The 19415-nt window shown below is 41.6% G+C and carries 14 protein-coding genes and 4 tRNA genes; 5 read left to right on the forward strand and 13 right to left on the reverse strand.

What is annotated here, in order from left to right; all coding sequences use genetic code 11:
- Window positions 1-121 precede the first annotated feature (121 nt).
- Genes mtnN through C2M30_RS11995 form a run of 3 tightly spaced genes read left to right on the forward strand, consistent with a single transcriptional unit; the run spans window position 122 to window position 2594 of the window.
- Window positions 122-832 (forward strand): 5'-methylthioadenosine/S-adenosylhomocysteine nucleosidase, encoded by a 711-nt coding sequence (gene mtnN, locus C2M30_RS11985; RefSeq protein ID WP_105171771.1) that lies wholly within the window; start codon window positions 122-124, stop codon window positions 830-832.
- Complete coding sequence (locus tag C2M30_RS11990) at window positions 833-1786, forward strand: cobalamin biosynthesis protein (protein WP_105171772.1); 954 nt, start codon at window positions 833-835, stop codon at window positions 1784-1786. It begins immediately after the preceding gene.
- A complete protein-coding gene (locus C2M30_RS11995; protein WP_105171773.1) occupies window positions 1764-2594 on the forward strand; it encodes a cobalamin-binding protein in 831 nt (276 codons plus the stop codon). The genes C2M30_RS11990 and C2M30_RS11995 overlap by 23 nt, the downstream gene beginning before the upstream one ends.
- On the opposite strand, the gene C2M30_RS12000 is transcribed toward C2M30_RS11995, so the two are convergent.
- Window positions 2591-3097 carry a methylated-DNA--[protein]-cysteine S-methyltransferase gene (locus C2M30_RS12000; RefSeq protein ID WP_234004719.1) on the reverse strand — a complete coding sequence of 169 codons (507 nt, stop codon included), beginning with the start codon at window positions 3095-3097 and terminating at the stop codon, window positions 2591-2593. The genes C2M30_RS11995 and C2M30_RS12000 overlap by 4 nt on opposite strands.
- A gap of 29 nt (window positions 3098-3126) precedes the next feature.
- Window positions 3127-4326 carry a tyrosine--tRNA ligase gene (gene tyrS / locus C2M30_RS12005; protein WP_010559608.1) on the reverse strand — a complete coding sequence of 400 codons (1200 nt, stop codon included), beginning with the start codon at window positions 4324-4326 and terminating at the stop codon, window positions 3127-3129.
- A 187-nt stretch (window positions 4327-4513) separates the two neighbouring features.
- Between tyrS and C2M30_RS12010 the strand changes: the two genes are divergently transcribed.
- Both C2M30_RS12010 and C2M30_RS12015 read left to right on the forward strand, forming a co-directional pair.
- The gene (locus C2M30_RS12010) at window positions 4514-5830 is read left to right on the forward strand and encodes a peptidoglycan DD-metalloendopeptidase family protein (RefSeq protein ID WP_105171775.1); all 1317 of its coding nucleotides are present in this window, start codon (window positions 4514-4516) and stop codon (window positions 5828-5830) included.
- An 80-nt stretch (window positions 5831-5910) separates the two neighbouring features.
- A complete protein-coding gene (locus tag C2M30_RS12015) occupies window positions 5911-8106 on the forward strand; it encodes a DUF6351 family protein (protein WP_105171776.1) in 2196 nt (731 codons plus the stop codon).
- A 212-nt stretch (window positions 8107-8318) separates the two neighbouring features.
- On the opposite strand, the gene C2M30_RS12020 is transcribed toward C2M30_RS12015, so the two are convergent.
- The 11 genes from C2M30_RS12020 to alaS all read right to left on the reverse strand — a co-directional run bounded on the left by C2M30_RS12020 (window position 8319) and on the right by alaS (window position 19415).
- On the reverse strand, window positions 8319-9449 hold the full coding sequence (locus tag C2M30_RS12020) for a sodium ion-translocating decarboxylase subunit beta (RefSeq protein ID WP_100913811.1): 1131 nt from the start codon (window positions 9447-9449) through the stop codon (window positions 8319-8321).
- Window positions 9450-9465: 16 nt separating this feature from the next.
- Window positions 9466-11256, reverse strand: a complete 1791-nt coding sequence (gene oadA, locus C2M30_RS12025) for a sodium-extruding oxaloacetate decarboxylase subunit alpha (RefSeq protein ID WP_105171777.1) — start codon at window positions 11254-11256, stop codon at window positions 9466-9468.
- 17 nt (window positions 11257-11273) lie between these two features.
- Window positions 11274-11510, reverse strand: a complete 237-nt coding sequence (locus C2M30_RS12030; protein ID WP_105171778.1) for an OadG family protein — start codon at window positions 11508-11510, stop codon at window positions 11274-11276.
- 1120 nt (window positions 11511-12630) lie between these two features.
- Window positions 12631-12707: transfer RNA gene (locus tag C2M30_RS12035), tRNA-Arg, on the reverse strand.
- 193 nt (window positions 12708-12900) lie between these two features.
- Window positions 12901-12977 (reverse strand) — tRNA-Arg (locus C2M30_RS12040).
- Window positions 12978-13036: 59 nt separating this feature from the next.
- Window positions 13037-13113, reverse strand: a tRNA-Arg gene (locus tag C2M30_RS12045).
- A 10-nt stretch (window positions 13114-13123) separates the two neighbouring features.
- Window positions 13124-13216, reverse strand: a tRNA-Ser gene (locus tag C2M30_RS12050).
- A gap of 169 nt (window positions 13217-13385) precedes the next feature.
- Window positions 13386-15206: a DUF885 domain-containing protein gene (locus tag C2M30_RS12055; RefSeq protein ID WP_105171806.1), complete on the reverse strand. Its 1821-nt coding sequence runs from the start codon at window positions 15204-15206 to the stop codon at window positions 13386-13388.
- 117 nt (window positions 15207-15323) lie between these two features.
- Window positions 15324-15515: a carbon storage regulator CsrA gene (csrA, locus tag C2M30_RS12060; protein WP_010559600.1), complete on the reverse strand. Its 192-nt coding sequence runs from the start codon at window positions 15513-15515 to the stop codon at window positions 15324-15326.
- An 82-nt stretch (window positions 15516-15597) separates the two neighbouring features.
- Window positions 15598-16812 carry an aspartate kinase gene (locus C2M30_RS12065; RefSeq protein ID WP_105171779.1) on the reverse strand — a complete coding sequence of 405 codons (1215 nt, stop codon included), beginning with the start codon at window positions 16810-16812 and terminating at the stop codon, window positions 15598-15600.
- A gap of 2 nt (window positions 16813-16814) precedes the next feature.
- Window positions 16815-19415, reverse strand: a complete 2601-nt coding sequence (gene alaS, locus C2M30_RS12070) for an alanine--tRNA ligase (protein WP_105171807.1) — start codon at window positions 19413-19415, stop codon at window positions 16815-16817.

A 19415-nucleotide genomic window follows, 5' to 3' on the forward strand; every position in this document is an offset into this window, starting at 1 on the left:
GTTGTTCTTTACGCGCTAAAAACCCGCATATTGCGGGTTTTATTTTGTCTGTGAATTTATTAGTAACCTAGCTATAATTCCGCCATATTTTATTTATTCCCTATAAATAGGCGTAACCATTATGAAAATCGGTATTATTGGCGCAATGGAGCCAGAAGTAGCTATTTTAAAAGCTGCGATTGAAAACACTAAAATTACTGAGCGCGGTAGCTTCACGTTTTACCAAGGTCAACTTGCTGATCAAGACGTTATTTTAGTTCAATCTGGTATTGGTAAAGTGGCTTCGGCACTCGCTACTACGCTAATGATTGAGTTGTTCGCACCAGATTGCATTATCAACACTGGTTCTGCAGGTGGTTTTGAGCAAAGCCTGAACGTTGGCGATGTGGTTATTTCAAGTGAAGTGCGTCATCACGATGTTGATGTTACTGCTTTTGGTTATGAAATGGGTCAAGTACCACAAATGCCACCAGCGTTTATTGCACATAAAACACTTGTAGAAAATGCTGAAAAAGCGATTGCTGAAATGTCGAAAGGCATTAAAACAATGGTTGGCCAAATTTGTACCGGTGATTCATTTATGTGTGACCCTGTGCGCATTGAAAAAACACGCGAACAATTTCCAAATATGTTAGCGGTTGAAATGGAAGGTGCAGCAATTGCACAAGTATGTCATCAGCTAAATACACCATTTGTAGTGATTCGCTCGCTGTCAGATATTGCTGGTAAAGAATCACCAGAATCATTCGAGTCTTATTTAGTGAAAGCATCAGAAAACTCATCAGAGATGGTGATTGCACTGTTAAAGAATCTAAAGCAGGTCTCGCTGTAAGTGGCATTTGAGCTGCCATTTTTTTCAACCGGCGCATGGCAAACAATATTGCTTGCGCTGGTTAGCTCACTATTAGTTATCCCCTCGCAATATCACCCCACTCCGCTTTTTCGCCTACTGATAAGCAAAATGGCTGGGCGTATTTATGATGCAAACGCATCTAATGTGTACGCGTCCTTTTCTTCCTTATTACTAAGTTGTTTAATTGTGGGCTGCGTCGCAATCTTGGCGATTGGTATCACAAGCTTTGCGCAATACCCCGTTGCGTTTGAGTTGTTAATCTTATTTTTACTGATCAACAATCCTTACGCTAACGCTAAATTAAAACGCGCAGCATGGCTATTAACACAACAACAAAAACCCGTGGTACGTGATATTTTAAGCCAGTTTTTACGTCGTGATAGTAACAACTTATCAGAGTCTGGATTAATAAAGGCAATCATTGAACACCAAAGTTTAAGCTATTTTCGCCACTTTTTTTTGCCGCTTATTCTTTATTACTGCTTGGGTTTTAACGCGGCACTTATTTATTGCCTATTTTTACATTGTGCCAATGTATTTTCTAAAACTGCGCCACCAGATAGCCAGTTCAGTAACGCAACCAACGCCATTATTTATTACTTAGAATTTTTACCGATTAGGCTTTTTTGCTTGCCTTTACTGCTTAAACCTAAAACCCAAGGTTTTCGTTACTTAGCACTATTTGTAGATAATGGTTATCAAAAAAACTCGTGTTTTTTGCTTGCTTGTCTTAGTGGATATCTTGGTGTACAACTTGGTGGCCCTGCTTTTTACTCTGGTAAGCGCTACAGCAAAACACGCATCGGACCTAAAACACTGCCACAGCAAAAAGCAATTAAACAAGCGAAAAACGCACTGATGTTTGCCAGTGCATTTTGGCTTTGCCTTATTCTTTTCTTGGAAATTATTTATGCCGCGACTGACCATCTCTAAGCTTATACTTGTTTTTACTTTATTGTTAAGCTTACCGCTTTCAGCGACGCCTAAACGCATTGCATCACTTGCCCCCCATTTAACTGAGTGGACATACTCGCTAGGATTAGGTGAAAATATTGTCGCCGTAAGCAGTTACAGTGATTTTCCTGAAGACGCCAAAAAGCACCCGGAAATTGCCGATGCTAATGGTATTAACTTAGCCAAGTTAGTTGAGTTAAACCCAGACCTTGTACTGGTTTGGCGCTCTAACGCTAAACTTGGCCAAATTGAGAAAATGAAAAAGCTGGGTTTAAATGTGTTTATTTCCAACCCACATACTTTAGAAGATATTGAAAACGAAGTACTTGCGCTGGGCGAAACATTAAACGCCAAAAATAAAGCTATTGACTACACATCACAATTTAAACGTGAGATTAGCGAGTTAAAAACGCGCTATCAAAAAGAAAAGCCTGCCACTGCATTTTTTCAACTCTGGCATACACCGATTATGACAGCCAATAAACATACTTTGGTTAATCAAATTTTTGACATCTGCGGCCTAAGCAATGTATTTGCCGACAGCTCGGTTAATTACCCAACCGTTAATAAAGAGCAGGTTATGTTAAAACAGCCAGAATTTATTGTGATTTCAGAAATGGATGAAGACAACACACAAGCAAAAATTTGGCGTGATATAAATTCGATTCCAGCGGTTAAAAAAGGTCAAATAATAAAACTCAACCCAGATCACTTACACCGCTACACCAATCGAGTGCTTATTGCCGCAAATGAGTTATGCGAAAAGGTCAGCGCCTTTCAAAACTAACTAACCCCCTCAATTTCGAGTAATCGCTTTTTCGCGGCTAAACCACCGGCGTAACCGGTTAGCTTGCCATTGCTGCCAATAATACGGTGGCATGGCACAATTATCGAAATTGCGTTAGCACCATTGGCATTCGCAACTGCGCGCACGGCACTTGGCATATTAAGCTTTGTTGCCAATTCACCGTAGCTTTGCGTTTGACCATAGCCTATTGCTTGTAGCCCTTGCCAAACTAACTTTTGAAAGTGAGTACCTACCAGCTTTAAAGGGATTGAAAACTGAGTTATATCACCTGCAAAGTAAGCTTCTAGTTGATTTATAGCCTGCTGGTTAAAATCACTGTTTGCGCAAGCAAACTCTGCGCTTAACCCTTTCGCTAAGCGACTATCAACAGTACTGCGGGCTTTTCGCTCTTGCCAGTCACACAAACATAATTGCTCATCAATCGAGCCTATTAGTAATTTGCCTACAGGGCTTAAATATTCGGTCGTTAGTATTTTAGACATATAAAAAAGCCCACTTTCGTGGGCTCTCATTAATTAACAGTTACTTTAGCGAACTTACGTTTACCAACTTGGTAAACTTCCGTTGTGCCAGCTTCAATCAACATTTTGCTGTCTGAAACTTTTTCTTTCGCGTTAATCTTTACCGCACCTTGCTTGATCATGCGAATTGCTTCTGATGTGCTTGCCACTAGGCCTACTTCTTTTAGTAAGCTTGCAATGGTTAGTTCGCCATCTGCAGTGATCGTTACTTCTGGAATATCATCCGGCAGCGCATTCTTTTGGAAACGCTTAATGAAATCTTGATGCGCGCCTTCAGCAGCTTCTTCTGAATGGAAGCGTGCAATCATTTCTTTCGCGAATTCAATTTTGATATCACGTGGATTTGTGCCATTTGCTACCTTTTCTTTCAGTGCATCAATTTCTTCAATACTTAATGCGCTAAGTAGCTCGTAGTAACGCCACATTAGATCATCTGAAATCGACATTACTTTACCAAACATATCATTTGGCTCATCAGTAATACCAATATAGTTACCTAATGACTTAGACATCTTTTGAACGCCGTCAGTACCTTCAAGTAAAGGCATCATTAATACAGTTTGTGGTTTTTGACCTTCGTCTTTTTGCAGCTCACGACCCATTAGCAAGTTAAAACGCTGATCGGTACCACCGAGTTCAACATCTGCTTCTAATGCAACTGAATCCCAACCTTGTACCAATGGGTATAGGAATTCATGAATTGCAATTGACTGACCGCCTGCATAACGCTTTTTGAAATCGTCACGCTCTAACATACGCGCAACCGTTTGACGCGCAGCTAGTTTGATCATACCTGCTGCACCTAGGTTCTCCATCCACTGTGAGTTGAATGCAACCGTAGTTTTCGCAGGGTCTAAAATTTTAAATACTTGCTCTTTGTATGTTTCAGCATTAGCAAGTACATCGTCACGAGTAAGTGGCTTACGCGTTACATTTTTGCCTGTAGGGTCACCAATCATGCCTGTGAAATCACCAATCAAAAAGATAACTTCGTGACCTAAGTCTTGGAAAGTTTTCATTTTATTGATTAACACAGTATGGCCTAAGTGAAGATCCGGTGCCGTTGGATCGAAGCCTGCTTTAATTTTTAATTTTTTACCTGACTTTAATTTTTCAACTAACTCATCTTCAATCAGGATCTCTTCAGCGCCACGCTTTATTTCTGCTAACGCTGCTTGGATATCAGCCATGTATTTCTCCATTCGAAAAAGCACGTTGTCGCACTTTTGCAAAAAATTCATTTTTTAAGATAACAATTTCTTGATTCTACCCTATATTTTGGTCACTTTAAATGCACAAAACACTGGCGCTACAGGTGATATAAGGTTATTCTGATTTTATTCACTTTTATTTAATTAATGTAGCAAAAGGCACATTATGGTTTTGCAAGTACAAAAACTACCGAAAAAACATAAATTGTTGCTCGCTGGGGTAGTTACATTTATTTCCGCATTGGTGCTGCTACCCTCTGAGAAGGCGAGCGCATCAAGGCATACAAATCATGATGCGCTAGAAATTGGCAAGCGTTATGAATTAGCAATTGAAGTAGAAAAGTTAGAACAAGAAGCTGTTACCGCCAAAGCAGAAGAGGTGTTGCCAGAAGTAACACTTAATTTTAAAGAGTTCAAAGTTAAAAAAGGCGATAACCTAGCTAAAATATTTAAACGCGCAGGTTTTTCGGCTTCCACACTTCATAAAATAGTTAATGCTAACAAACTCAATAAACAGTTAACTAAAATTCACCCTGGTGACTCATTATTTTTCGCAGCTAACGAAAACAACGAATTAATTCAGTTAAACTATCAAATAAGCCGCACAGAAACTTTGGTCGTAAAACTCAATGACGATCAAACTATTAGTTCTAGCCTAGACAAAAAAGCAATTGAAAAACGCACTGATTACGCGTCGGGCACGATTGATTCAAGTTTTTGGAACGCAGGTCTTAGCGCTGGTCTAAATGAAAAACAAATTATTAGCTTTGCCAATATTTTTGGTTGGGATATCGACTTTGCCAACGATCTTCGTAAAGGCGATGCGTTCACTCTGATCTATGAAAACCACTACGTTGATGGTGAGTTTATTGGTACCGGTAAAATTCTTGCTGCTGAATTCGTTAACCAAGGCGAAAGCTATGCCGCGGTGCGTCATACCGATGATAATTTCTATACCCCTGAAGGCCGTAGCTTACGTAAAGCATTTTTACGCGCTCCTGTTAACTTTAGATATATAAGCTCGAACTTTAACCCACGTCGCAAGCACCCTGTTACAGGCCGAGTTAAAGCGCACCGCGGTATCGATTACGCAGCGAAAACTGGCACACCAGTTGTTGCAGCGGGTAACGGTACTGTGATTAAAGCGGGTTACAATAAATACAATGGTAACTATGTATTTATTCGTCATGGTCAACAATATGTGACTAAGTACTTACACCTGCATAAACGCAAGGTAAAACGCGGTGAAAAAGTTAAACAAGGTGAACTAATCGGTACTGTTGGGGCAACCGGTCGCGTTACTGGCGCTCACTTACATTATGAGTTTTTAGTTAACGGTGTACACCGTAATCCACGAACAGTTAAGTTACCAAAGGCACAATCACTGCCTAAATCTGAACTTGCTAATTTCAGGCCATACGCGCAAGAGATGCTTGTAAGTTTACAGAAAAACAGAGAGTTACAACTCGCATTAGCAAAATAGAATAATAAGGCACCTAACGGTGCCTTATTCGTTCTAACAGAGCAAAAATCTTCTGCCTATACTTAATGCAGGAGGTAGTTATGTTGTTACTTGTGCTTGTTAAACGCTTAATGCTGATCACCTTTTGCTCTTTATTGTTAACGTGTACGCCTGTGCCACATTCACAGTTTCGCGTACTGAATACCGCTCCCGAACAGCAATCTAATCGCATAAATGTCACCAACCACCTTCGCAACACCCCACGCCCAGCTGATAATACTCAATACCCCATTGCGCTCGGTGATGTTGGGCCAATAAAGCCTCTTTACGCCGGTAACAATCGTTATCCATTCTCATGTGATACTGTTCGCTCAGGGCTTGGACAGCCCTTAGTCGATAATCAACAAGCGCTCGGCACTGCGGTTTTCAGAGAAAATGCAGACGGCAGCTTAAGCAACACCGTTATTGGCTACAGCAAAGACTGTTTAGTGCCCTCAACATTGCGCTACTTTGTAGTGAACTTAAACGGCGAAAGTGAAGAAATTACCGATTCTTCATCCCTTGATAAAAATCATTTCGATAGCAATCAGCAACTCGTTAGGTTAGAGCAAGGCACGATAAATCGACATATTTACACCATTGCAATGCCAATCAAAAAAACGGAATTTAACACTTGGCGAACAAGCTCGCTTTGGAACAAAAAACTTATTTATCAATTTGCTGGCGGTGTTGGTATTGGCTTTCGCCAAGGCAAAGTAAATCCCAAAAAACTATTACAGCGACGCTTTAGCCAACTACATAACGGCTATGCAGTGATCACCTCAAGCGCCAACAAAACCAGCTACACTTATAATATGCTGCTTGCCGAAGACACTGCATGGCGGGTAAAAAAACAATTTGAAGCACTTTATGGCAAACCCATTTACACCGTTGGCATTGGTGGCTCGGGTGGCGGTTTGGCACAGTATTTAATTGCACAAAATAGCCCTGGTTTAATTGATGCTGCCATACCGCTCTATTCTTACCCGGATATGGTGTCACAAACGATTTATGCCCTTGATTGTGACTTATTCAATACCTATTACCACTTTAAAAGTGATTTAGCTAACTGGGATAACAGTGACAAAAAACGTGCAATTGAAGGTTTAAACAATGCCGAGATTGAACATAAATCTTGGTTTTATACGCCAATAAATCAATTTCTCACAGGTAAGGCGTTTTATCGCCCAAAAATATATAGCGAGTGTGTGCATGGCTACTTTGGGCTAAGCAGCCTTGTTAATAATCCCGCACAAGGCTTTCTAAAGCCTTTATTTAGCCAAACGGTTAATCACCAAACTAACTGGAGTTATTGGCAAGATTTGGCCTTAATAACACAAACACCTAATGCTGCAACAAGTGCACCCGCTCTTTGGGATAACCAAGGGGTTCAATATGGCTTAAATGGCCTTAAACAAGGCAGTTTATCAGCGACTGAGTTTTTGCATTTAAACTATCATATTGGTGGGTGGAAAGCACAAGCAGAGCAGCGCCCTGAACAACTACTGTTTTTTCCATTTGTAAAAACCCCTATTTGGCTTACACAGTGGAGCCGGCACAATATCTATGTTGCAGGAAAAAAGCCAGCCAAGCGTACGGTGGCGAACCTAGCAGCCGTAAGACAAGCTTATCGCTATGGTCAAGTGTATTTGGGATTTAACAGCATACCTACAATCGATATTCATCACTACCTCGAAGATCAGCTTGATATGCACCATATCTCTACATCATTTGCCACGCGACTTAGAATCTTAAAACAACAAGGGCATCTCAAAAACCACCGTATTTGGATTGCTGATAAGCACTACACACCGCTCAATGAAGCTTTTTCTGTTATTGATAAATGGTTAAGTACTCAGCAAGCACCTGATGATGCAAGCGATCGCTGTTTTAATAAATCGGGTGAGATAATCGCGCAAGGTGAAAATGTCTGGCACGGAAATTGGAATAATCAGCCAGCAGGTGCATGTACAAAACATTTCCCCATTTATACTAATTCACGAATTCAAGCCGGCGGGCCATTTTCTGGCAGTATTTTTAAGTGTCAGCGTATTGCTGTAGAAAAAGCGGTAGCAAACGGAGTGTATGCGCCCATCGATATGACGCCCTACCTTGCTGAACTAAAGCGCACTTTTCCCGATGGTGTGTGTGATTACGATAAACCTGATTTAGGTAATCCGTTTAACGTACTAAATGATAAATCAGACTTACCACCATTGAAATCATCACAAGTGGCCAAATCCAGCGGGCGATCTTAGCCGTTTGTTGATCTGAAAAGCGTACACCTGATTTCTCAATCAGTGGAATAATCACGATTAACGCCACGAAAAGCGCAATCAACAAAATAAAAACATTCATTAAAACAATCCAATGTATAAGCTTTATGAGTGATTGTACCGAGAAAAGCGAAGATAAAAAAGCGGCCGGATTAACGGCCGCAAAATGAGCTGGTTGAGCTCTACGATGAAACTTATCCCACCATGGCAAGTAATATACCGGCGGCAACTGCACTGCCTAATACGCCTGCCACATTTGGACCCATTGCATGCATTAGTAAAAAGTTATGTGGGTTTGCTTCTAAACCAACTTTATTCACGACACGTGCAGCCATTGGTACTGCAGATACGCCCGCCGCGCCAACTAATGGGTTGATAGGTGTTTTACTGAATTTATTCATTGCCTTTGCCATCAGGACGCCTGAACCTGTACCAATACCAAACGCCACCGCGCCAAGTGCTAAGATACCTAAGGTTTCAACCGTTAAAAACTGATCAGCCGCAAGCTTTGAACCAACAGCCAAGCCAAGGAATATGGTTGTAATATTAATCAGCTCATTTTGCGCGGTTTTGCTCAAACGATCCACCACACCTGACTCACGCATTAAATTACCTAAGCAGAACATACCCACAAGTGGTGCAGCTGCTGGCAAGAACATGGCAATAAGCACTAGCACTAATAATGGAAATATCACTTTTTCCGCTTTGCTAACGTGGCGTAACTGTGGCATTTCAATATTGCGTTCTTCTTCTGTGGTAAACAACTTCATAATTGGCGGCTGAATAATCGGCACTAACGCCATATAAGAATACGCAGCAACAGCAATTGCACCCAATAGATCAGGGGCAAGTTTAGACGCTAAGAAAATAGCCGTTGGACCATCTGCACCACCAATAATGGCAATTGCCGATGCATCTTGTAGCGTAAATTCAAAACCTGGAATGTAGTTTAAGAAAATCGCGCCAAATAATGTGGCAAAAATTCCAAATTGTGCCGCTGCACCTAACAGCAACATTTTAGGGTTAGCAATCAATGCACTAAAGTCAGTAAGCGCGCCTACTCCCATAAAAATAAGCAGCGGGAACACCCCTGAATCAATACCAATTTTATACACGTAGTACAGCAATCCACCGGCTTCTGATAAACCTGCTAGTGGAATGTTGGTTAAGATTGCCCCAAAGCCAATTGGTACCAGTAACAATGGCTCAAAGTTGCGCACAATTGCGAGATACAGCAACAGTGCGCCAACCAGCATCATAATCAGCTGAGGAAGTTCTAAGTTGGCAATACCCGTGGCTTGCCATAAGGTTATTAAGCTTTCCATTACAACTCTCCAACCTTTACGCTAACGACAATAAAGGTTCGCCAGTTGCAACTGAATCCCCTTCAGATACAAATATTTCTGCGATAGTGCCATCTTTAGCTGCGCGAACTTCAGTTTCCATTTTCATAGCTTCCATAATGATCACAACGTCGCCTTTCACTACTTGTTGACCAGGCTTGGCATTCACTTTAAAAATATTGCCAGACAGCGGAGAATTTAGCGTTTCGGCAGCATCAACAGAGGTTGATTGCGGTAACACATCAGTGTGTTGACTCGATGCACTTGGTGCTGGCTGAATATTGGTAAGTTCACCGCTTGGGGCAACACTTACTGCATACACTTTGCCATCAACACTGATGCTGTAATGCTCTGTTTTGCCACTTGGTTTTGGCGCAGGTACCTGCTCAGTAGGCAGTGGCTCATTACTTGGTGCTGGCTCAAACGCCTCAGGATTATTTCTGTTTTTAAGATATTTCAAACCTATTTGCGGGAATAATGCATACGTTAATACATCATCTATCACATCATCGGCTAAATCTAATTTATCTTTTTGTGCAATTTCATCAAGCTCTTGCTCTAATTTACTGAGTTCTGGTTCAATTTGATCTGCAGGGCGACACGTGATTGGCTCTGCGCCATCAAGTACACGCTCTTGCAATTCTTTATTTACGGGCGCAGGGGTAGAACCGTATTCGCCTTTAAGCACACCAGCGGTCTCTTTGGTGATCGACTTGTAACGTTCACCGGTTAAAACATTTAACACTGCTTGGGTACCAACAATTTGCGATGTCGGTGTAACAAGCGGTAAAAAGCCAAGATCTTCACGCACTTTAGGAATTTCCAACAATACATCGTCTAACTTATCGTCAGCGCCTTGTTCTTTAAGCTGATTTTCCATATTTGTTAACATGCCACCTGGCACTTGCGCTAACAAAATACGGCCATCAACGCCTTTTAGACTGCCTTCAAACTTAGCGTATTTCTTACGTACGTCTCTAAAATACGCAGCAATTTCTTCCAGTAAGTTCATATCAAGGCCGGTTGCACGGTCAGTATTCTCTACGATTGATACAATCGTTTCAGTAGCGCTGTGGCCATAGGTCATACTCATGCTTGAGATTGCTGTATCAAGCATATCTATACCAGCATCAATTGCTTTTTGATACGTTGCGGTGCTTAGTCCGGTTGTTGCGTGGCATTGCATTGCGATTGGTACAGCAACTGTCTCTTTTAAGCCGGTAATTAGTTTTTCTGCATCGTATGGATTAAGCAAACCCGCCATATCTTTAATACAAATAGAGTGAACGCCTAAATCTTCCAATTGTTTTGCTTGATCAAGCCACATTTGCAGATTGTGCACAGGGCTAACTGTGTATGAGATTGTACCTTGTGCGTGTGCCCCTACTTTTACCGCCGACTTAATAGCAGTTTCTAAATTACGCACATCATTCATTGCATCAAAAATACGAAAAACGTCGACACCGTTTTTATGTGCTCGTTCAACAAAACGTTCTACCACGTCATCAGCATAATGACGGTAACCTAATAAGTTTTGACCACGAAGCAACATTTGCTGTTTGGTATTCGGCATTGCCGCTTTTAACGCACGAATGCGGTGCCAAGGATCTTCACCTAAATAACGAATACATGCGTCAAACGTCGCCCCGCCCCACGATTCCATTGACCAATAACCTACTTTATCTAGCTTTTCAGCAATTGGTAACATATCTTCTAAGCGTAAACGGGTCGCGAGTAATGACTGGTGTGCATCGCGCAGTACTAATTCTGTTAATTTTAGTTGTGACATGATTTGGCCCCTTCTTATTATTGCTTTTCGCGGTATTGCTTAACTGCCGCGGCAATCGCAGCTACGTGGCTTGTTGGTACTTGATTCCCAGATAATTTAACTGGATTTGGCGTTACCTCAGGCGTTTGAAAATTCGCAAGTACTTTAGACATTGCTTTGATGGTAAAAATTAGTATCGTTAAAAAGACAAATACCACCACCATACCTGTTAACATTAAAACAGCCGCCTCTAACAGCAATCCTGATACGTCCATTCCCCACCTCAATCAAGAATTTTTAGTTAAATATTTTTAATAACTATTCAAAATTGGTAATCAATATTGATCACTTAAACTTAGTTGTCAATTGGTAAAACCAATTCACAACACTATACATTATTAAACACTCCATTAACAATAGGCTAAAAAGATGACAAACATGAGCTTATTTCATGACTTATTTTGCCCCATGATTAGTCATGTTTGACTAGCTAGGCAATAGAAATTAAACACCTAGCGTTATAATCAAATCAATCTATTCGGAAAGAGTTATTCTAGAAATAAAACATGAAATTGGTAAGACCAATTTTTATGTTCTAACTTATACTGTTCGATAAGAATGGTTATTCAAATTCAAAGTACACTTTACGTTAACGTAAAGTAACAATGAAAAGCGTTTGAAAATAGGCAATTTAGCCAGATACGTTTGTGGCTGGACTAGGATTTGAGATTTGAGATTTGAGATTTGAGATTTGAGATTTGAGATTTGAGATTTGAGAGAGAAAGAGAAAGAGAAAGAGAATAACCGAATTTCACATATCGGCAACCGCGCCAAGTTGGTAAGTGTCTCCTAAAGTAAATGGTCGAAGCGGGACTTATTTACCTAAAAGAGTGAACCTCCGACCACCTGGTTCGTAGCCAGGTACTCGATCTAGGTATAAATAAGTAATGAAATTTAGGCACAAAAAAAACCGACTCTCAATGGTTGATGTTACTTCAAAAGAGATGGTCGACGCGGGACTTATTTACCTAAAAGAATGAACCTCCGACCGCCTGGTTCGTAGCCAGGTACTCTATCCAGCTGAGCTACGCGTACACAGTATGCTTTAGTTTTTACATCTAACACTGATATTTACAAACCGTGTTCGTAGCCAACTCGATCTAGGTATAAATAAGTAATGAAATTTAGGCACAAAAAAACCGACTCTCGTCGGTTGATGTCACTTCAGAAGAAGTGGCGGACGCGGGACTTGTTTACCTAAAAAAGTGAACCTCCGACCGCCCGGTTCGTAGCCAGGTACTCTATCCAGCAGGGCTACGCGTTTACAGTTTCGTTTCATTGAATTTCAGACATAAAAAAACCGACTCTCGTCGGTTGATGTCACTTCAGAAGAAGTGGCGGACGCGGGAGGATTCGAACCTCCGACCGCCTGGTTCGTAGCCAGGTACTCTATCCAGCTGAGCTACGCGTCCGCAGTATACTTTAGTTTTTACATCTAACACTGATGTTTACGAACCTTGTTCGTAGCCAACCTAAATAACCTATCCAGTTGTGCATCGAGTTCGTAATATGCTTAGTTTTTACATCTAACACTGATGTTTGTTTCTATTAAATAATAGAGACAAAAAAACCGACTTTTGTCGGTTGATGTCACTTCAAAAGAAGTGGCGGACGCGGGAGGATTCGAACCTCCGACCGCCTGGTTCGTAGCCAGGTACTCTATCCAGCTGAGCTACGCGTCCGCGATATTTCTAATTTTACATCTTAGCCGATGACTATTTAATTAACCACTTTAGTAAAGTGGCGGACGCGGGAGGATTCGAACCTCCGACCGCCTGGTTCGTAGCCAGGTACTCTATCCAGCTGAGCTACGCGTCCGTACAAGACATGGCGGAGAAGGAGGGATTCGAACCCTCGATAGGGCTACAAACCCTATACTCCCTTAGCAGGGGAGCGCCTTCGGCCACTCGGCCACCTCTCCGTCTTGTGGGTGCGTATATTAAAGCCTATTGAAAATAAGTCAAACAATTTTAGTCATATTTTTTCTGTTCGTTCACAGAATATGCAGTTTGCTTATTTTTGTAGCTAAGGCGGCTATAATATACAAGTTTTTGTATTAAGTAGCAGCCGAAACTGCTACTTAAATTTGCCTATTTTACACTTTCGATCCAGCTATCTAGTTTAGCTTCTAGAATCGGCATTGGCAGTGCACCATCAATCAAAATTTGCGTATGGAACGCTTTAATATCAAATTTGTCACCAAGCGCTGCTTTTGCTTTTTCACGAAGCTCGCGGATTTTAAATTCACCCAACTTATATGATAATGCTTGACCAGGCCAACCGATATAACGCTCAACTTCTGAAATAATGTCACTTTCAGCCATAGATGAATTTGCTTTCATGTATTCAATACCCTGCTCACGTGTCCAACCTTTGGCATGGAAACCGGTATCTAACACCAAGCGCATCGCACGTAATTGCTCATCGACTAAACGTCCGTACCACATGTAAGGGTCAGTAAATAAGCCTAGCTCTTTACCTAAGCTTTCAGCATACAGTGCCCAGCCTTCAGCAAACACGGTGTAGCCACCAAACTTTCTAAAGCGTGGTAAACCTTCCACTTCTTGTTGTAGTGCAATTTGGAAGTGGTGACCAGGCGCTGCCTCGTGAATAGAGAGCGTTTCAAGTAAAAACTTAGGCTGCGCTTTTAGGTTATGTGTATTGATGTAAAACACACCCGGTCTTGAACCATCTGGTGCTGGGGCTTGGTAAGAAGCGCCCGCAGCAGATGCCGCTCTAAATGCTTCTACTGGTTTAACTACGTAATCTGCCTTAGGCGCGATATCGAAGAGTTTTGGCAACTTAGCATCAATCTTAACTTTTACATCTTCATACGCTTTTACAAGGTCTTCAGGCTTATCATAGTAGAATTCATCGCTATCACGTAAATGAACAAAAAATGCGGCTAAATCACCTTCAAAGCCAACGGCTTCTTTTACGCCTTTCATTTCATTTAAAATGCGCTCTACTTCACTCAAACCTATTTCGTGAATTTCGTCGGCATTTAAATCAAGCGTGGTGTGTTGCTTAATTAAGAACTCGTACCAAGCTTTACCATTTGGTAAATTTGCATAGCCTACTTTCTCGTTTGCAGCTGGAATGTATTCTTGCTCTAAGAATTTAGCCATTTTTGCGTATGCTGGTACCAGCGTGTTCAGAATAAGCGCTTGATAGTCTTCTTCGATTTGCGCTTTATCTTTTGCAGAAATACTGTCTGGCATTTCAGCCACAGGCATCCAAAAAACACTTTGCGTATGATCCGTTACAACGTGCGCTTGGAATTGTGGCAGTAGTTTTTTGGCTAGTACTTGCGGCAAAGTCACATTTTGCTTCATACCTTCGCGCATATTTGCTTCAACACTTTCAAGCCAAGTTACAAAACCATTTGCACGGCCAATAAAATCGTCAAACTGGGCTTTAGTAGAAAACGGTTGCGCACTTTTGCCAGAGCCAAGGCTTGCAAAGGTATTATGCTGACCCGCCATTTGATCAATGGGAATTAAGTAACTTGAAAATTGCTCCGCTTCAAGTGATAGTGCTAAATCACGCTTGAAAATTTGATAACTTAGTAGGTCTTGTCCTGTTAGTTTTGACGCGTCAATGTCAGCAAGTTTAGCCTGATACTTTTTAGTAAATGCAGTGGCTTTTGCTCTATTCTCTGCATTAATCGCCGGGCTCCACTGATTATTGTACTGAGACTCACCGACATAAGTACCTGACACAGGTGAGAATGCTAACGCTTCATCAAAGTAAGTTTCTACCAGTTGATTTAGTTTTTGATTTTCTGACATTTGAGCTGATTGCTCTGCTGCCGGTTGTTCGACTGATGTTTTTTGTGTAGTTGTTTGCGTATCCATACAGCCTGTTAGTGCAAGGCCTACAGCAAACGCGAGAGAAGTTTGTTTGATCATAGCGTTCTGTCTGATTGTTAAAATTGTATACATCATATCAGTCCACAAGGCTCTGACAATACAATAAAAACAAAAAAAGCCAGCATAAAATGCTGGCTCTTAAAATTCTGCTTTAAACTATTCGTTGCCTGGTTCAGCACCTGCTTTCTCAGCTTGAATACGCATATAAATTTCTTCACGATGTACTGAAACATCTTTTGGTGCATTAACACCGATACGTACTTGATTTCCTTTTACGCCAAGTACAGTAACTGTAACTTCATCCCCAATCATTAGGGTTTCACCTACGCGACGAGTCAAAATTAGCATTCTTTGCTCCTAAATATCCAAAGTTTAAAGATTCCGTATCAATTCCATTTTACATGAATATTATTCAAAAAGTTAGAAACTTTTACTGGTCTAAAGAAAAAGCACTATGTAAAGCTCTAACTCCCAATTCTAGGTACTTCTCATCTACTAAAACTGAGACTTTTATCTCTGACGTTGAAATAAGTTGAACGTTAATATTTTCATTCGCTAATGCGCGAAATAGCCTTCCTGCTACCCCAGCATTAGATTTCATTCCTATGCCAACTATAGAAATCTTAGCAACAGTTTCATTAACTGTAACTGAATCCGCATTAAGAGTTGTAAGATTTTGTTTAATTAACTTTTCTGCCAACTGCGAATCGACTGCATGTACAGTTAAAGCATAGCCGACTTTATCGCCTTTGCAGGAAAAATTACTGATCATGTCAATTTCTATATTATTATCAGAGAATACTTCTAATAATTCAGCGAGTTGTTCAGGCGTATTATCCAAATTATGCACTTTAATTAGTACTTCATCTTTACTAAACGCGATGCCTGAAACTACTTTAGAATTCATAGGGTTTTCCTCATAACTAATCAGTGTTCCGTGATCCGGCTCAAATGTTGAAAGCACACGTAAAGGTAGGTTATGCCTACCAGCAGCTTCCACTGAGCGAATTTGCAGTACTTTTGCACCTAAGCTCGCAAGCTCCAGCATTTCTTCAAAGGTAACGTAGTCCATTCGTTTTGCTTTTGGCTCAACTCGTGGGTCGGTTGTATAAACACCATTTACATCAGTATAAATTTGGCATTCATCCGCGTTAATTGCTGCTGCCACTTCTACCGCTGTTGTATCCGTGCCTCCGCGGCCAAGCGTGGTGATATTTCCTTCAATATCACGCCCTTGAAATCCCGCAAGGATCACTATGCGACCTTGCTCAAGTTCTTGATTCAAACGCTTTGGCGGGATCATCTGAATACGGGCTTTACCAAATAGATTATCCGTCATAATACCAGCTTGATCAGCGAGTAAGCTAATTGCAGAGTGGCCGCGTTTGATAATCGCCATCGCAAGAAGCGCCACTGAAACTTGTTCACCGGTAGTTAACAGTACATCGAGTTCGCGAGAACTTGGACTGGAGTCAATTTGATTTGCGAGGTTAATTAAACGGTTGGTTTCGCCGGACATTGCCGACACCACTACGACAATTTGATGCCCTTGCTGTTTAGAACGTACAACAAGGTCAGCGACAGCTTCAATACGCTCTATAGAACCAACTGAAGTGCCGCCAAATTTTTTAACTAATAACGCCAAGTTTAAGCGCGCTCACTCACCCAAGCGTTTACACTTTCAAGTGCCGAGCTTAAGTTTTCAGGTTGTGAACCGCCTGCTTGTGCCATATCTGGACGACCGCCACCTTTACCGCCAACTTGCGATGCCATGTGGTTTACAAGCTCACCCGCTTTGAACTGGCCCGTTAAGTCTTTTGTTACACCCGCAATTAGGCTTACTTTGTCGCCATTTGCAACACCTAACGCGATAATGCCAGAGCCGAGTTTGTTCTTAAGATCATCAACCATGCCACGTAACGCTTTAGACTCAGTGCCTTCAACGTTAGCAACAAGTAACTTAACACCATTAACGTCTACAACCGCATCAAGTAATGACGCACCCGCAGCACTTGCAAGTTTATCGTTAAGTTGCGCAATTTCTTTTTCAAGGCCTTTCGCACGCTCAACTAGCGCAGACACTTTATCTAACACATTGTTGCTATCGCCTTTCACTAACGCAGCGATTGCAGACAGGGTTTCAGCTTGTTTGTTAATATATGCAACGGCACCTTCACCTGTAACGGCTTCAATACGACGTACACCTGCTGCAATACCACCTTCCGACACAATCTTGAATAGACCGATGTCGCCGGTGCGCTTAACGTGCGTACCACCACATAGCTCAATTGAGAAATCACCAATGCTCACTACGCGTACTTCATCGTCGTATTTTTCACCGAATAATGCCATTGCGCCTTTTTCTTTCGCAGCGTCAATTGCCATTAATTCAGTGTTTAGATCAATGTTTTTACGGATCTCTAGGTTCACCATATCTTCAATGCGTTGTAACTCTTCTTTTGTTACTGCTTCAAAGTGTGAAAAGTCAAAACGTAAACGCTCAGGGTCATTTAATGAACCTTTTTGTGTTACATGATCGCCAAGCACAACACGAAGCGCTTCGTGTAATAAGTGCGTTGCTGTGTGGTTTTTCTTGGTGTTATCACGACGCGATGCATCAACTTGCGCATCAACGCGATCGTTGATACCAATGCGGCCAACTACTTTACCTTTGTGCGCAAATGCATTACCAAGCTTAGTCGTGTCTTCAACAAGAAATTCGCCATTAGCAACTTTTAAAACACCTGTGTCGCCAACTTGACCACCACTTTCAGCATAGAAAGGTGTGCGGTCAAGTACAACAATACCTTGTTGACCATCTTCTAATACAGATACGGCATCCGCACCGCTAAATAGCTCAACCACAGTACCTGTATACTGTTCGCTATCGTAGCCTTTAAATTCAGTGGTTTTCTCTGACTTTAATTGGTCGTTGTAATCAGCGCCAAATTTACCCGCTTGTTGCGCTTGTTTACGTTGCACTTCCATTGCTTCTTGGAAGCCACGCTCATCAATTGTCATAAAGCGTTCACGCGCAACGTCAGCGGTTAAATCAGCTGGGAAACCATAAGTATCGTAAAGCTTAAATACAAGGTCACCTGGGATCACGTCGCCTTTAAGATCTTTTAAGCTTTCTTCTAGAATTGCTAGACCACGATCAAGGGTTTTACCGAATTGCTCTTCTTCAATACGCAGTACTTTTTCGATAATCGCTTGTTGCTTGATTAGCTCTGGGTACGCTTCACCCATTTCAGTTGCAAGTGCCGCAACTAACTTATGGAAGAAGGTTTCAGTTGCACCTAATTTATTACCGTGACGCACTGCACGACGAATAATACGACGTAATACATAACCACGACCTTCGTTTGACGGCATCACACCATCGGCAATTAAAAACGCACACGAACGAATATGGTCTGCAATAACGCGTAATGATTTATCTTCTAAATCTTGCGCATTAGTAACCGCAGCCGCAGCTTTAATTAAATTTTGGAAAATATCGATTTCGTAGTTTGAGTGAACGCCCTGCATAATCGCAGAGATACGCTCAAGGCCCATACCTGTATCAACAGATTGGCTCGGTAAAGGTTCCATTGTACCGTCAGCGTGACGGTTGTATTGCATAAATACTAGGTTCCAGATTTCGATAAAACGGTCACCGTCTTCTTCTGGACTGCCCGGAGGACCACCCCAAATTTCTTCACCGTGATCGTAGAAAATTTCAGAACATGGACCACACGGGCCTGTATCACCCATCGACCAGAAGTTATCAGCCGTATCGATGCGAATAATCTTGTCTTCAGCAAGTCCCATCTCTTTATGCCAGATATCAAACGCTTCATCATCGGTGTGATAAACCGTTACTAACAGCTTGTCTTTTGGTAACTTGATTACATCCGTTAAGAACTGCCATGCAAACTTAATTGCATCTTGCTTAAAGTAGTTACCAAAGCTGAAGTTACCCAGCATTTCAAAGAAGGTGTGGTGACGTGCAGTATAACCTACATTTTCTAAATCATTGTGCTTACCACCGGCACGTACACAGCGCTGTGAACTCGTTGCACGGTTGTATGGACGGCGCTCGGCACCTAGAAATACATCTTTAAACTGCACCATACCGGCATTGGTAAATAGTAAAGTAGGATCGTTACCTGGTACCAATGAACTTGATGGCACCACTTGGTGTTGTTCTGATGCGAAATAATTTAGAAACGCGTTGCGGATTTCCGCGGTCGTCATATGCTGCAT

Origin of the sequence: Pseudoalteromonas sp. T1lg24, from assembly GCF_002964745.1 — a bacterium.
Lineage (GTDB): Bacteria > Pseudomonadota > Gammaproteobacteria > Enterobacterales > Alteromonadaceae > Pseudoalteromonas > Pseudoalteromonas spongiae.

What these genes read in the sequence shown, in the direction of transcription:
- C2M30_RS12010 (WP_105171775.1), top strand. Translation starts at nt 4,514, where the DNA reads ATGGTTTTGCAAGTACAAAAACTACCGAAAAAACATAAATTGTTGCTC.
- C2M30_RS12030 (WP_105171778.1), bottom strand. Translation starts at nt 11,510, where the DNA reads ATGGACGTATCAGGATTGCTGTTAGAGGCGGCTGTTTTAATGTTAACA.
- C2M30_RS12015 (WP_105171776.1), top strand. Translation starts at nt 5,911, where the DNA reads ATGTTGTTACTTGTGCTTGTTAAACGCTTAATGCTGATCACCTTTTGC.
- tyrS (WP_010559608.1), bottom strand. Translation starts at nt 4,326, where the DNA reads ATGGCTGATATCCAAGCAGCGTTAGCAGAAATAAAGCGTGGCGCTGAA.
- C2M30_RS11995 (WP_105171773.1), top strand. Translation starts at nt 1,764, where the DNA reads ATGCCGCGACTGACCATCTCTAAGCTTATACTTGTTTTTACTTTATTG.
- oadA (WP_105171777.1), bottom strand. Translation starts at nt 11,256, where the DNA reads ATGTCACAACTAAAATTAACAGAATTAGTACTGCGCGATGCACACCAG.
- alaS (WP_105171807.1), bottom strand. Translation starts at nt 19,415, where the DNA reads ATGCAGCATATGACGACCGCGGAAATCCGCAACGCGTTTCTAAATTAT.
- mtnN (WP_105171771.1), top strand. Translation starts at nt 122, where the DNA reads ATGAAAATCGGTATTATTGGCGCAATGGAGCCAGAAGTAGCTATTTTA.
- csrA (WP_010559600.1), bottom strand. Translation starts at nt 15,515, where the DNA reads ATGCTAATTTTGACTCGTCGCGTAGGTGAAACCCTAATGATTGGGGAT.
- C2M30_RS12055 (WP_105171806.1), bottom strand. Translation starts at nt 15,206, where the DNA reads ATGATCAAACAAACTTCTCTCGCGTTTGCTGTAGGCCTTGCACTAACA.
- C2M30_RS12000 (WP_234004719.1), bottom strand. Translation starts at nt 3,097, where the DNA reads ATGTCTAAAATACTAACGACCGAATATTTAAGCCCTGTAGGCAAATTA.
- C2M30_RS12020 (WP_100913811.1), bottom strand. Translation starts at nt 9,449, where the DNA reads ATGGAAAGCTTAATAACCTTATGGCAAGCCACGGGTATTGCCAACTTA.